Source organism: Kouleothrix sp. 19917 (genome assembly GCF_057073505.1).
This window is the reverse complement of record NZ_CP097099.1, coordinates 6,254,214-6,268,801: the sequence shown is the minus strand read 5'-3', so window position 1 is coordinate 6,268,801 and position 14,588 is coordinate 6,254,214. Positions and strand designations below refer to the sequence as shown.

Annotated in this window: 8 protein-coding genes; 6 read left to right on the top strand and 2 right to left on the bottom strand. The window is 63.7% G+C overall.

What is annotated here, in order from left to right; all coding sequences use genetic code 11:
* Window positions 1-30: 30 nt before the first annotated feature.
* The gene (locus M1P90_RS25345; protein WP_483698337.1) at window positions 31-864 is read right to left on the bottom strand and encodes an ABC transporter permease; all 834 of its coding nucleotides are present in this window, start codon (window positions 862-864) and stop codon (window positions 31-33) included.
* Between the two features lie 186 nt (window positions 865-1,050).
* Here M1P90_RS25345 and M1P90_RS25340 point away from each other — a divergent pair, with 186 nt between their 5' ends.
* Both M1P90_RS25340 and M1P90_RS25335 read left to right on the top strand, forming a co-directional pair.
* Window positions 1,051-2,841, top strand: coding sequence for an NAD(P)-binding domain-containing protein (locus M1P90_RS25340; protein ID WP_483698336.1), 1,791 nt, complete (start codon window positions 1,051-1,053; stop codon window positions 2,839-2,841).
* A gap of 157 nt (window positions 2,842-2,998) precedes the next feature.
* Window positions 2,999-3,538: a GNAT family N-acetyltransferase gene (locus M1P90_RS25335; RefSeq protein WP_483698335.1), complete on the top strand. Its 540-nt coding sequence runs from the start codon at window positions 2,999-3,001 to the stop codon at window positions 3,536-3,538.
* A 1,883-nt stretch (window positions 3,539-5,421) separates the two neighbouring features.
* Here the strand turns inward: M1P90_RS25335 and M1P90_RS25330 are convergent.
* A complete protein-coding gene (locus tag M1P90_RS25330) occupies window positions 5,422-5,892 on the bottom strand; it encodes a hypothetical protein (RefSeq protein ID WP_483698334.1) in 471 nt (156 codons plus the stop codon).
* Between the two features lie 1,054 nt (window positions 5,893-6,946).
* Here M1P90_RS25330 and M1P90_RS25325 point away from each other — a divergent pair.
* The 4 genes from M1P90_RS25325 (at window position 6,947) to M1P90_RS25310 (ending at window position 14,582) form a co-directional block, all read left to right on the top strand.
* Window positions 6,947-10,999, top strand: coding sequence for a response regulator (locus M1P90_RS25325; RefSeq protein WP_483698333.1), 4,053 nt, complete (start codon window positions 6,947-6,949; stop codon window positions 10,997-10,999).
* 213 nt (window positions 11,000-11,212) lie between these two features.
* Window positions 11,213-11,572, top strand: coding sequence for an Hpt domain-containing protein (locus tag M1P90_RS25320; RefSeq protein ID WP_483698332.1), 360 nt, complete (start codon window positions 11,213-11,215; stop codon window positions 11,570-11,572).
* Window positions 11,573-11,585: 13 nt separating this feature from the next.
* Window positions 11,586-13,997 carry a response regulator gene (locus M1P90_RS25315; protein ID WP_483698331.1) on the top strand — a complete coding sequence of 804 codons (2,412 nt, stop codon included), beginning with the start codon at window positions 11,586-11,588 and terminating at the stop codon, window positions 13,995-13,997.
* Between the two features lie 66 nt (window positions 13,998-14,063).
* The gene (locus M1P90_RS25310; RefSeq protein WP_483698330.1) at window positions 14,064-14,582 is read left to right on the top strand and encodes a DinB family protein; all 519 of its coding nucleotides are present in this window, start codon (window positions 14,064-14,066) and stop codon (window positions 14,580-14,582) included.
* The last annotated feature ends 6 nt before the right edge of the window (window positions 14,583-14,588 follow it).

Below are 14,588 nucleotides of genomic sequence, written 5' to 3'. Positions count from 1 at the left end.
ATGGCTGGGATACTGGCTGAAGCGTGGGGGCTAGATATAGTAGACACTCTCGTCTGCTTTCCAGCTGAAAAGCGACCACCCAATGAGCAGGGCCGCAAGCGCAACTGCGGCTGCCATGCCCCAGACGTGCAGCGCGGGAACTTCGCCACGATACAAAAGCGCGCGGAACAGATCGACAAAGACGCTGACGGGGTTGAGCTGCACCAGCCAGCGGAACTGCGCCGGCACAATGTCTGGCGGGTAGACGATTGGCGTGAGGAAAAACAACGCCTGCACCAGCAGCGGGTAGAGATGCACCACGTCGCCAACGAACACCGCCAGCATAGCCACCGCCAGCGTGACACCAAGCGTAAACAGCGCCAGCAGCGCGACAGCCAGCGGCAGCAGCAGGGCGGTGAGCGCGACGGGCGTGCCAGTGACCAGCAGCACAATCGCCAGTGCCACCAGCGCAATGCCAAGATTGATCAGGGCGTTGCCCAGCGTTGCGATGATGAACAGGCTGCGCGGCAGATACACGCGCTGAAGCAGGCCGCTGCCGCTTACAGCGGTGTCGATCCCCAGCGTGGTGGTTTGCGCAAAGAAGTTCCAGGCGATCAGGCCCACCAGCACATACACCGGGTACTGGAGGACGCTATTCTTAAACAGCGCATTGAAGGCAATAGAAAGCACTGCCGTGTTCAGCAGCGGGCTCACCAGCACCCAGCCCATGCCCAGCAGCGAGCGGCGATAGCGCTGCTTGAGCTGGTTGAGCACAAGCATGCGCAGCAGCTTCCGGTACGCCAGCAGCTCGCGCAGCTCGCGCAGCAGCCATGCGCCCCGCTCGGCGGAATCATAGACGACCTGGGGTGTTTGCAGCTGATTCATGCTTCCGATCCTAGCAAAACGACACGTCTTTCTCCATGCCAGTAGCACAACAACATTGCAAGGAAATCGATCACATTGGCCACGCGCCGCGCAGAAGCGGCCGCCCCACTGCCAGCCACCCCATCCAGCCGTGCTATAATCTGCCCATCCCGATCCGGCAATAGTCGAAGACGACAAGGAGGCGGCATGAGCACACCCACACAGCTGGTGTCCGGTTGGCTTTCTGCGTTTGGCGCGGCGCTGAGCCAGAACGACATTGTGGCGGCGGTTGAGATGTTTGCCGACGATTGCTACTGGCGCGATCTTGTTTCATTCACCTGGAACATCAAGACGGTGGAAGGCAAGGCCGAGATTCGCGACATGCTGGACGCAACGCTGGAGACGACCCAGCCCAGCAACTGGCAGATCGAAGGCGAGGCGACGGGCGACGCATCCCTAGCCGAGGGCTGGTTCTCGTTTGAAACGGCAGTTGCGCGCGGGCGCGGCCAGATCCGCCTGAAGGGCGAGAAGTGCTGGACGCTGCTGACCACCATGACTGAGCTGAAGGGCTATGAAGAGGCCAAAGGCCCGACGCGCCCCAAGGGCGTGCAGCACGGCGCATTCAACGACCGCAAGAACTGGCTGGAGCGCAAGCAGGAAGAAGAAGCCGCGCTGGGCTATACCAAACAGCCCTACGCCGTGATCATCGGCGGCGGGCAGGGCGGCATTGGTCTGGGCGCGCGGCTCAAACGGCTGGGCGTACCAACCATCATTATCGAGAAGAACGATCGCCCCGGCGACTCGTGGCGCAAGCGCTACAGCTCGCTCTGCCTGCACGACCCAGTCTGGTACGATCACCTGCCCTACCTGCCCTTCCCCGACCACTGGCCGATCTTTTCGCCCAAAGATAAGATCGGCGACTGGCTCGAGATGTACACCAAGATCATGGAGCTGAACTACTGGACGCGCAGCGAGGCCAGGAGCGCCACCTACGACGAGGCCAAGCAGGAATGGACCGTGGTCGTCAATCGTGATGGCGAGGAAGTTGTGCTGCACCCCAAGCAGCTCGTGCTGGCCACCGGCATGTCGGGCGTGCCGAACCAGCCCAGCTTCCCCGGCATGGAGAACTTCAAGGGCGAGCAGTATCATTCCAGCAAGTTCCCCGGCGGCGATGCCTATGCGGGCAAGAAGGCCGTGGTGATCGGCTCGAATAACTCGGCCCACGACATTTGCGCCGACCTGTGGGAGCACGGCGCGGACGTGACGATGGTGCAGCGCACTTCTACCCACATCGTCAAATCCGACACGCTGATGGACATCGGGCTTGGCGCGCTGTATTCCGAGCAGGCCGTGGCCAACGGCATCACCACCGACGTTGCCGACATGATCTTCGCGTCGATCCCCTACCGCATTCTGCACGAGTTCCAGATCCCGCTCTACCAGCAAATGGCCGAGCGCGACGCCGAGTTCTACGATCAGCTTGCCAAAGCTGGCTTTATGCTCGACTGGGGCGACGATGGCTCGGGCCTGTTTATGAAGTATCTGCGGCGCGGCTCGGGCTACTACATCGATGTGGGCGCGTCGCAGCTGATTATCGACGGCAAGATCAAGCTCAAGAGCGGCGTGGCGGTGCAGGAGATCAAGGAGCACTCGGTGGTCTTTTCCGACGGCAGCGAGCTTCCTGCCGACCTGATCGTCTACGCCACCGGCTATGGCTCGATGAACGGCTGGGCGGCGCGGCTGATCTCGCAGGACGTGGCCAACAAAGTCGGCAAGTGCTGGGGGCTCGGCTCCGACACCACCAAGGACCCTGGGCCGTGGGAGGGCGAGCAGCGCAATATGTGGAAGCCGACGCAGCAGGAGGCGCTGTGGTTCCACGGCGGCAACCTGCACCAGTCGCGCCACTACTCGCAGTTTCTCTCGCTCCAGCTCAAGGCGCGCATGGAGGGCCTCGACACGCCGGTGTATGGCATGGGCGAGGTGCACCACCTGGGGTAGGTGATTTACGATTTACGATTGCACCGCGTACAGAGTAGATTTCAACTACGCACTACGCACTACTATCTATAGTGCGTAGTGCGTAGTGCGTAGTTCCGATTTGATTCATCTGCGTAATCTGTGCAGACTGTGGATATTCCTTCGATTGTGAGCTTTGATGCAGATCCGCCCCGCCCAGCCAGCCGATGCCGAGCCAGCAGCGATCCTGCTCTACTCGGCCTACACGCACGTTCAGATCACGTTTCCCCTGCGCGAGGAACCGGCGGGCAGCTTTATCGGCCACCTCGAGCGCTACTTCGCGCAGGCGGGCAACCGCTTTAGCTACCAGGTCACCGAGGTGGCCGAGGTGGATGGCGCGGTGGCTGGCGTGCTGCTGAGCTTTGGCGGGCGCGATGAGGAGCGCCTGAACGATGCGGTTGGCCCGTGGCTCCAGCACGAGGCCCACGACGACGAGTGGTATATCGATGCGCTGGCGGTGTTTAGCAACTGGGCCCGCCAGGGCGTTGGCACGCAGCTGCTCGCGCGCGCCGAGGAGCTGGCCCGCGCACATGGCTACCCCCGGATCGCGCTGAACGTGGCGGAGGATAACACGGCAGCGCGGCATCTCTACGAGCGCGTGGGCTACGCAGTGACTGAGCACACGACGCTGTATGAGCGGCCGTTTGTGCGCATGGTGAAGACGCTGGCGCTTCTGTAAGTTCGTCGGGGCCTGTGCGGCCCCGTGCCCCGCGACTCTGTCGGGGCCTGTGCGGCCCCGTGCCCCGCCCTTCGACAAGCTCAGGATAGACGCTCAGGGCCGGCCGCGGCCCTCTGCACTCCCCGGCCGGGGCGTTGCCCCTGGACCCCAAAAAGAATGTGGCACAAGAACGAAATGTTTGTGTGTCATGCCTCCGTTGTGGATGCAGCCAGGGCATCGGACAAAATACTCATCGTCATTGAGAGAGCATCACAAACTGGTTTGACATCTTTTGTCCGCTGCCAGCTTTTTGGCACAACGGAGGCATGAGAAGCAATCTTATACGGTGGCGGCCACCTAAAATTCGGGGTTCGGGGCGATAGCCCCGACGCCGGGTGCCGGGGCGGCGCGAGCCCCGGCGGCCCTGCGGCCTGAGCAAGCTGCACTCTTGGGTTTAGGGTATTGGGTCTGGGGGTTTGGAGGCAGCAACAGGCGCAGTACCAAACCCCAAACCCTAGTCCCCAAACCCCAGCCAGCGGCCTGAGCAAGCTGCGCTCTTGGGTTTAGGGTATTGGGTCTGGGGTTTGGAGGCAGAAACAGGCGCAGCACCAAACCCCAAACCCTAGTCCCCAAACCCCAGCCAGCGGCCTGAGCAAGCTGCACTCTTGGGTTTAGGGTATTGGGTCTGGGGGTTTGGAGGCAGCAACAGGCGCAGTACCAAACCCCAAACCCTAGTCCCCAAACCCCAGCCAGCGGCCTGAGCAAGCTGCGCTCTTGGGTTTAGGGTATTGGGTCTGGGGTTTGGAGGCAGAAACAGGCGCAGCACCAAACCCCAAACCCTAGTCCCCAAACCCCAGCCAGCGGCCCGAGCAAGCTGCGCTCTTGGGTTTAAGGTATTGGGTCTGGGGGTTTGGAGGCAGCAACAGGCGCAGCACCAAACCCCAAACCCTAGTCCCCAAACCCCAGCCTGCGGCCCTAAAAAGAGCAATGCACCATTACTCCGCAAGCCTGCGCCACGCATCGGGACGCTCGTTTCCGCTCTGCTGAAGGAAGAAATGTAAGAGATAGGTGCGGCACCATGCCTGCATGTCGAATGGGCGGTCATACGCTGGCCCAAGCGCTTCAATCAGGGCATTGTGCGCCAGTGTGCGCTGGGTGCTGTGGTGTTTGTGGTGCTTCGGCGAGAGATCGGGGGCTTGCAGCGCGCGGCTATGGCCAAGATATGCGCGTGCAAGTGCTACAAGATGGGTATCGCTTTTCATAGGACCCGCTACTGCAAGTTTTGCTCCATTGCTTGATGTGCAGCCCGCCGCGCCCAGTGAAGCCTCTAAATCGGGCTGATACGGCATTTTCGGCAGAAGCCCGCGCAGGACGTCTGGCGCAGGCAAACGATGCTGGGCTGGTATGAGCAGATCATAATTGCGCTAAAGATACGTAAATCTCTGGATATGCAATGTGTGCCAAGCAGCTATACTTCTCACATCAACCACCGTTAGTGAGGAGTAAACAGATGCTAAAACGACGCTTTATTCAATTTATTCTGCTTTGTTTCATTGCGCTTACGCTGGCAGTAGGTACTGAGCGGGTTGCCTATGCAAAACCGAGAATTTCAATCGACAGAACAGCACATCATAGCGGAGCCGGATATTGGGGCGGTTATTTGACATGTGATACAGGCGTTCCTGCGTGGCACTGGATCTGGTATAGTGCTTGGCCTTTGATTCGGTGATACAGCGTGGACAGGGCGACTCACAAGGCGACATTTGAGGGGCCGAGGCCGCAATACCGGCGCGTACCTGGCTGCGGGCGTGTGCGATACAAACAGGGGCCGGCACGCAGGCCGGCCCGACGAGGTAGACGAGCGGACACGCAGGCCGGCCCGGACGATCATGGACAGCTCGATCTTATGGGCTGGTGTAGCTGATCGGAATGCCCGTGTTATTTGGCCCGCTGGCGTTGAGCGTTGTGCCGGGCGTGAAGATCGCAGTAACCGTGGCGGTGGCGGGCTTGGTGGTAGTGACGACAGTGCTGGCCCTGTACTGCTTGGCGGGCAGATCGGACACCATGACGACGTGCTCTTTGCTGGCCAGGATGAGCGTTGTGGTGGACTGGACCATTTGCACCGAGCTTGCGGTGACGCCGACAGGAACGTGAACGGTGTAGGTGATGTCGGTAACGGAGGCAGCGTCGGTGGTGACGGCCACAAGGAGCTGAATCTTCATGCCATTGGAGAGGTAGATAATGGGGTCGGCACGGCAGCCTACCAGCGCCGCGAAGGTTTGGCCAGGAATGAGAACCAGAGCAAGAGCAAACACCAGCACCGCCAGGAAGCGCTGCCATGATCTGGCGCGGGACGAAGCAAGAATGTGCGACATGGCACTCCTCCAATATAATTGCACGATGACCGTGCGAATGATGGGTACCCTGGGAAGATACGTGAAGGCAATTACCAGGTAAGCACCAGCGCCTGTATTGCTGCTTTACAATGCGCTGGCGTGCGATACTCGCCGATGCGATCAAGGTATTCATTGAGAGTAACGATGGAGCAGCAGCCCGCGCCCCGCGACTCTGTCGGGGCCTGTGCGGCCCCGTGCCCCGCGACTCAGTCGGGGCTATGCGGCCCCGTGCCCCGCAATTCTGTCGGGGCCTGTGCGGCCCCGTGCCCCGCCCTTCGACAAGCTCAGGATAGACGCTAAAGGGCCGGCCGCGGCCCTCTGCACTCCCCGGCCGGGGCGTTGCCCCTGGACCCCGTAAAGAACGTGGCATACGGACGAAATGCCCGTGGTCATGCCTCCGTTGTGGATGAAAGCAAGGCATCGAGCGATACGTGTTATACCGCGTTTTAGGTCGAGCTAGCTTTCATATTCTGCTGCCAGCTTTTTGGCACAACGGAGGCATGAGAAGCAATCTTATACGGTGGCGGCCACCTAAAATTCGGGGTTCGGGGCGATAGCCCCGACGCCGGGTGCCGGGGCGGCGCGAGCCCCGGCGGCCCTGCGGCCTGAGCAAGCTGACTTCAAGCTGGCACTGCCTGCGGCCCTGCGGCCTGAGCAAGCTGCGCTCTTGGGTTTAGCGTATTGGGTCTGAGGGTTTGGAGGCAGAAACAGGCGCAGCACCAAACCCCAAACCCTAGTCCCCAAACCCCAGCCAGCGGCCCGAGCAAGCTGCACTCTTGGGTTTAGCGTATTGGGTCTGAGGGTTTGGAGGCAGAAACAGGCGCAGCACCAAACCCCAAACCCTAGTCCCCAAACCCCAGCCAGCGGCCCGAGCAAGCTGCGCTCTTGGGTTTAAGGTATTGGGTCTGGGGGTTTGGAGGCAGCAACAGGCGCAGCACCAAACCCCAAACCCTAGTCCCCAAACCCCAGCCAGCGGCCCGAGCAAACACCCCACCCAATGCTATAATACCCCCACACATGCCGAGGATATGTTGTGACACACACGATCGATGCGCTACGCCGCGCCGCCGACACCGCGCGCGCCAGCGGTGACCACGAAACCGCGATTGCGAAGTATACCGAGGCGCTGGCCCTGCTGCCGGCAGCCGGCGATCCTGAACGCGAGTATGCGCTGCGCTCCGGTCGGGCTGATTCCGCTTTTTTGTGGGGCGAGTACCCGCTGGCCGATGCCGACATCGGCGCGCTGCAAGCACTGGCCCAGGGCACGCTCGCGCGCGAGGTCGCAGTGATCGAGCGCCAGGTGATGCTGTGGCGCACCAGAGGGCAGGCTGCCGACGGGCGCGACATAGCCCAGGCCGTGCTGGGGCGGGTTGCCGGGCAGCCCCGCCTCGAAGCCATATGCCAGTTTGCCCTGGCGATGAGCAACTACTCGCTGGGCGATTACCCGCACCTGCATGTTGCCGCCGAGCGCCTGACAGAGCTGGCTGCCCAGATCGGCGAGCCTGAAATCATGCTGCGCGCCTCGCATACGTCGGTCATGGCCAGCATCCTGTCCGGCCAGTTCGATCTTGCGCTGCGGCAGGGCGAGGAGTATGTCGCTCTGGCGCGCGCCCAGGGCGATCGCTTCAATGAAGCGCAGGCGCTTAATTTCCTTGGCATCGTTGCGCCCGATCTTGCCAGGCAAATCGCCTACAGCAAAGCGGCGCTGCTGCTGTACGAATCGCTTGGCGTTCGTGAGCGTGAGGCGACGGCTCGGTATAACCTTGGCATTGGCTATCAGAAACTTGGCCTGTTTGGCCAGGCGCAGTCCTACTTCCACCAAGCCTTGCAGCTGACGCGCGCGATTGGCTCCTACGACTCCATGTCATATCCGCTGTTTGGCCTGGGCGATGCGCTGCTCGAAACCGGGCATCCGCGTGAAGCCAGCGCAATGTTTGCCGAAGGGCGCCAGAATGCCGAGGCGAAGGGTGCAACGCGCACAGCCCTGCACTGCCAGGCCGGCATGGCCCGCGCCCTTCTCGCCGACAACCCGGCCGAAGCGGCCACGCAGCTGCGGGCGGTTGCCGATGCATTTGGCGAGCGCGAGATCTTCGGCGAGCAGGCCTATGCCCTCGGCTGGCTTGGCGCTGCCCAGCTTGCGGCGGGCGATCTTCCCGGCGCGCTTGCCAGCACCGCAGCGGCAATCGCCCTTCACGACGCCGGCCACACCTTTGAAGACTATGGGCCGCTGGAAGTTTGCTGGTGGCGCTACCGGGCGCTCCGCGCCGCTGGCGAAAATGCAGCAGCCAAAGAAGCACTTCAGCGCGTGTTTGCCGTGCTGCTCGAACGCGTCAGCACGCTTGGCGACGCTGGCCTGCGCCGCAACTACTTCAGCAAGCCGCAGATCAACCGGGCGATTATTTTTGCAATGCAGGATGCCAGCGCCGCCCCCAACCTGGCCGGCCCGCCTGCCGACCTGCACGCCCAGCTTCGGCGGGTGCTGGAAACCGGCACGCGCATGGGCGAACTGCGCGACCCTGCGGCGCTGCCCCGCTTCATTCTCGATGAGCTGGTCGAATTGAGTGGCGTTGAGCGCGCCGCCCTGGTGCTGCTCGATGCCGATGGCGAGCGGCGCTGGGAAGGTGTTTTTGGCGCGGCCAGTGCCGCCGAGCTGGAAAGCGTCGCCCTGCCGCTGCTTGATGCTGCAAGCGCTGCGTACCGCCCGGTTCTACACGACATCAGCTGGCCCAGTGGCGAGGCAGCCCAGGCGCTGGTGGTGCCGCTGCTGGCGCAAGGCCGAATGCGTGGCCTGCTGTATGGCGACATACGCACGCTGTTTGGGCAGCTGGATGCGAGCGACCTCGATATGCTGACTCTGCTGGGCAACCAGGCTGCCGTAGCGCTGGAAAACGCCCAGCTCTACGCCGACCTGGAGCGGCGTGTGGCCGAGCGCACCACCGAGCTGGCCGCAGCCAATGCCGGCCTGGAACAGCGCAACGCCGAGCTGGCGACCGTCAACCATATCACGCAGGCGCTGGTGTCCGAGCTGGATCTCGGCGCGCTGATCAAGCTGGCCGGCGAGCAGGTGCGCCAAACGTTCGCCGCCGATGTGGTGTATGTGGCCTTGCACAACCAGCAAAGCGGCCTGATCGATTTTGTCTACACCTATGGCGAAGATCTCACCACCATCCGCTTTGGCGAGGGCCTGACCAGCCGCATCATCGAGACGCGCCAGCCGCTGCTGCTGAACCAGAATGCCGTTGTGCAGCAGCAAGCCATGCGCGTGCAGCCAATCGGCGTCAGCGCGAAATCGTACCTTGGCGTGCCGATCCTGGTGGGCGAGCGGGCGATTGGCGTGCTGAGCGCGCAAAGCACCGCCCAGGAAAACCGCTTTGGCGAGGCCGAGGTACACCTGCTGAGCACGATCGCCGCCCATGTGGGCGTGGCGATTGAGAATGCGCGCCTGTTCGACGAGGCGCAGCAGGCACGCGCCGCCGCCGAGCAGGCCACCGCCGCCAAGAGCGCGTTTCTTGCCACAATGTCGCACGAAATCCGCACGCCCATGAATGGCATCATTGGCATGACGGGCCTGCTGCTCGGCACCGAGCTTTCCGCCGAACAGCGCGAGTTCGCCGAAACCATTCGCGCCTCGGGCGACGCGCTGCTCACCATCATCAACGACATTCTCGACTTCTCGAAGATCGAGTCCGACAAGCTCGACCTGGAGCAGCAGCCCTTTGATCTGCGCGACTGCGTCGAAAGCGCGCTCGACCTGGTTGCGGGCGCGGCGGCCCAGAAGCGCCTCGACCTGGCCTACCAGATCGAGGCGGAGGTGCCGCCCGCGCTGGCCGGCGACGTAACGCGCCTGCGCCAGATTTTGCTCAACCTGCTTTCCAACGCGATCAAGTTCACCGAAAAGGGCGAAGTGGTTGTGACGGTACGGACGAACGACGAACGACGAACGACGAACGACGAACAAGGCAGGGCTTTCGTCTTTGGTCTTTCGTCCTTGGTCTTCTCTGTGCGCGACACCGGCATTGGCATCCCGGCCGACCGCATGAACCGGCTGTTTCAGTCCTTTTCGCAGGTGGATGCCTCGACTTCGCGCAAATATGGCGGCACCGGCCTGGGCCTGGCGATCTCGAAGCGCCTGGCCGAGATGATGGGCGGCACCATGTGGGTCGAAAGCAGGCCCGGCCTGGGCACAACCTTTTTCTTCACCATCAGCGCGGCGGCTGCTGCGCCGCTCAAGCCGCGCCCCGATCTGGACCATGGCGCACCCGCGCTGGCCGGCAAGCGCGTGCTCGCGGTGGACGACAACGCGACCAACCGGCGCATTCTGCGCCTTCAGCTCGAACGCTGGGGCATGCAGGTGCGCGATACGGCCTCGCCCAGCGAGGCGCTGGGGTGGGTGCGTGCCGGCGAGCCGTTTGAGCTGGCGGTGCTCGACATGCTCATGCCCGAGCAGGACGGCGTGGCGCTGGCAAAAGAAATCCGCTCGCTGCGGCCGGCCACAGCCTTGCCAATCATTCTCTGGTCGTCGGTCGGGCGGCAGGAAAGCAGCGCGCCCGAGCTGTTTGCGGCGCAGCTTGCCAAGCCCTTCAAGCCCTCGCATTTCTTCGACGCGCTGGTTTCCCTGTTCCATGGCGAGGCGCGCGCCACACCGAGCAAACCGGCCAGCCTGCCGCCCACCGGCGACCCGGGCCTGGCGCAGCGCCACCCGCTTCGCATTCTGCTGGCCGAAGATAATATGGTGAACCAGAAGCTGGCGCTGCGGCTGCTGGCGCAGATGGGCTACCGCGCCGATGTAGCTGGCAATGGCCTGGAAGCAGTGGCGGCGCTGCAACGCCAGCCCTACGACGTGGTGCTGATGGATGTGCAGATGCCCGAGCTGGATGGCCTGGAAGCGACCCGCCGCATCCGCACAACCGCGCTGGCGAACGGCCAGCCCCGCATCATCGCAATGACGGCCAACGCCATGCAAGGCGATCGCGAGCTGTGCATCGGCGCGGGAATGGACGACTATATCGCCAAGCCAATCAAAATCGAAGAGCTGGTTGGCGCGCTGATTCGCGCCCACGCCCGCCAACTGACAAACGACGAATGACGAAACGCTCACCACAGAGACACGGAGATTATGGGAGACGAAGGACGAAGGACGAACGAGGAAACGTCCACCACAGAGACACAGAGATTTGGGGTGGAAGTTTGAAGTAACCTGCGAACAGGCGTATCGCATACGCCCCGGCGGCAACCTGCGAACTTTCACACCTGCGAACAGGCGTATCGCATACGCCCTGACCCAAGAAGAGGAACTGCTATGACTGACGCCCGCGTACTCGATCCCACCGCCCTGCAAGCAATGCTTGAAATGGTGGGCGGCGATACAGCCTTTCTGGCCGAAATGATCGACACCTATCTCGTGGATAGCCCGCAGCTGCTGGCCGATCTGGGTCAGGCCGTTGCTGGCGGCAATGCCGACCTGCTGCGCCGCTCTGCCCACTCGCTCAAATCGAACAGCGCCGGCTTTGGCGCGCACACGCTCGCCACACTCGCTCGCCAGCTGGAAGATATCGGCAAGCAGGGCAGCACCGACGGCGCCGCGCCCATGCTGGCCGAGGCGGGCGCAGAGTACGAGCGCGTGCTGGCCGCCCTGCTGGCTGCCCGGCCCGAAGGCTAGAGCTGCGCCGCCCATGAGCCATATCCTGATCGTTGACGACAACCTCGTCAATCGCAAGCTGCTCGCCCGCGCCCTGGCCGACCTGGGCCACCGCACCCTGGCCGCTGCCGATGGCGAAGCGGCGCTGGAGGTTCTGCGCGCCGAGCCGGAAACCTTCGACCTTGTGCTGCTCGACGTGCTGATGCCGCGCCTTGACGGCTACGAAGTGCTGGCCGCGATCAAAGGCGACCCGGCGCTGCGCGAGCTGCCGGTGATCATGATTACCGCCGTAGACGAGCTGGATAGCGCGATTCGCTGCATCGAGCTTGGCGCGACCGACTACCTGCACAAGCCCTTCAATGCCGCGCTGCTGCGCGCGCGGCTCAGCACCTCGCTGGCAGCCAAGCACCTGCGCGACCAGGAGCGCGCCTACCTGCAAAATGTCACCCGCGTGACGCGCGCCGCCGCTGCCGTGGAAGACACTAGCTTCGAGCCTGCCAGCCTCGACCCGGTGGCCGAGCGCCCCGACGAGCTAGGCCAGCTTGCGCGCGTGTTCCAGCGCATGGCCACCGAGATCTATGCCCGCGAGCGCCGCCTGCGCTTGCAGCTCGAACAGCTGCGCATGGATATCGAAGAGCGCCGGCAGGCCAGCGGCGAAGATGTGTCGGTCTACCTGCCCCTGGATCGCCGCCACGCGCTGCTGCACGGCGCAGACCTGCCGCCCAGCGCGAACGGCGCAGCGCTGGAAGCCGATCTGTCTGGCTTCACCCCGCTGACCGAAGCACTCGCCAGCGAAATGGGTTTGCAGCGCGGCGCGGAAGAACTAACCCGGCGGCTCAACCGCATTTTTGGCGCGCTGATCGCCGAAGTCGATGCGTATGGCGGCAGCGTGATCACATTCACTGGCGATGCGATCACCTGCTGGTTTGGCGAAGCTCCTGATGGGGGGGCGGCGGCGCGCGCGCTTACTTGTGGCGCAGCACTCCAGCGCGCCATGGCCGCCGTTGGGCAGGTGACGACGCCGGGCGGGCTGGAAGTGCAGCTTACCCTGAAGGTGGCGGTGGCGGCGGGCCGCGCGCGGCGCATGCTGGTTGGCGACCCGGCAGTGCAGCAGATCGAATTGCTGGCCGGGCAGATCATGGATCGGCTGGCGGCGGGCGAGCAGCTGGCAGGCCCCGGCGAAGTGCTGGCCGATGCTGCATCGCTGGAAGAAGCGGGCATGGCTGCCCTGCCGGGTGAATGGCGCGCAAGCGCGCTGCCGGGTGTGGCATTTGCGCCCGTGACGGTACGCGAACCGGCCCGGCCCGCGCCGTGGTCGCCAATTGCGCCCGGCCAGCTTGCCGATGCCACGCTCCGCCCCTGGCTGCTCGAACCAATCTATGATCGGGTACGCAGCGGGCAAAGCGCCTTTCTGTCGGAGCTGCGGCCAGCGGCGGCGCTGTTTCTCGCCTTCGACGGCGTGGATCACGAGCACGACCCCGCTGCCCAGCAGCGGCTCGACGCAATCACGCGCTGGGTGCAGGGCGTGCTGGCACGCTATGGCGCGGCGCTCATCCAGCTTAGCGTTGGCGACAAGGGCAGCTACCTGTACGCCGCCTTTGGCGCGCCAATCGCCCACGAGAACGATGCCCTGCGGGCGGTGCGGGCGGCACTGGAACTGCGCACGCCACCACCCGAGCTGCCGTTTGTCTCGCGGGTACGCATTGGCATGAGCTACGGGCAGATGCGTGCCGGCGCGTATGGCGGTCCAACCCGCCGCACCTATGGCGTGCTGAGCGACCGCACCAACCTCGCTGCCCGGCTCATGCAGGCCGCCGACGACATTCTGTGCGATGAGGCTGTGTACGAGCTGGCGCGCGCCCAGGTTCAATTTGAAACGCTGCCGCCGCTCACGGTCAAGGGCAAAGCCCGCCCGGTCACGGTGTTCCGCCCGCTCGCCGAGCGCCGCCCCGACGCCCTGAGCGGCGTTGTGGATCGGCTGGAGCCAGCGATTCAGCTTACGCTCAAGGTTGCCAGCGTGCTTGGCCTGGTGTTTGAAGAAGCGATGGTGCAGGTGGCGCATCCACTTCCTGCCGACAGCGCAGTGCGCAAGGCCGAGCTGGCCGCGCTGGCCACGCTGGGCCTGCTGATCCCGGCCACTGCGGAGGATGCAGCGCGGCGATGGGCCTTTGCCGATGCCGCCGCGCACGAGCTGGTGTACTCGCGGCTGCTGTACGCGCAGCGGCGGCAGATTCACCGCGCCATCGCAGAATGGTATGAAGCGGCTGGCGATGCCGCCACCAATGGGCAGCAGCTCGCACACCACTGGCTTCAGGCCGAAGAGCCGGCCCGCGCCCTGCGCGCGCTGGAGCTGGCCGCCGAGGCTGCCCGCGCCGCTGGCGACGACGCGGCGGCGCTGAGCTATCTGCGCGCGTCGCTGGAGCTTAACGCGCAGGCCGGCACCTGATGCCCGCACGATTGACGGCAGAAGCAGGGGGATTTTGAAGGACGAGCGAACATCAAAGGAGGCACGATGGAAAGCAGTTTGAACAGCATACTCTGGCGGCAGTTTGGTGCCACGATCGATATGTTCGGGCAGGCGATGAATGAGTGCCCCGACGAGCTGTGGCAGCAGTCCATGTGGGGCGAGCACTCCGAGCGGCCGGATCTCGCGGAGTTCTGGTATGTGGCCTACCACACGCTGTTCTGGCTCGATTTCTATCTTTCCGGCGATGCCGAGACATTCACGCCGCCAGAGCCGTTTGACCTTTCGGAATTCGATCCCAATGGGCTGCTCCCCGCGCGAGTGTACGCCAAGGCTGAGCTGCGCACCTACCTCGATTACTGCCGGCAGAAATGCCGCACGACCCTCGGCACGCTAACCGCCGAGCAGGCCGAACGGCGGTTGCGCTTTAACTGGGGCGAACCAACCTATACAGAACTGCTCATCTACAACATGCGCCACGTTCAGGAACATGGCGCGCAAATGCGTATGTACCTCGGCCAGCAGCGTGGCTCCGAGCCCGGCTGGATCGGGCAGGCAAAGGACTAAGCAGGC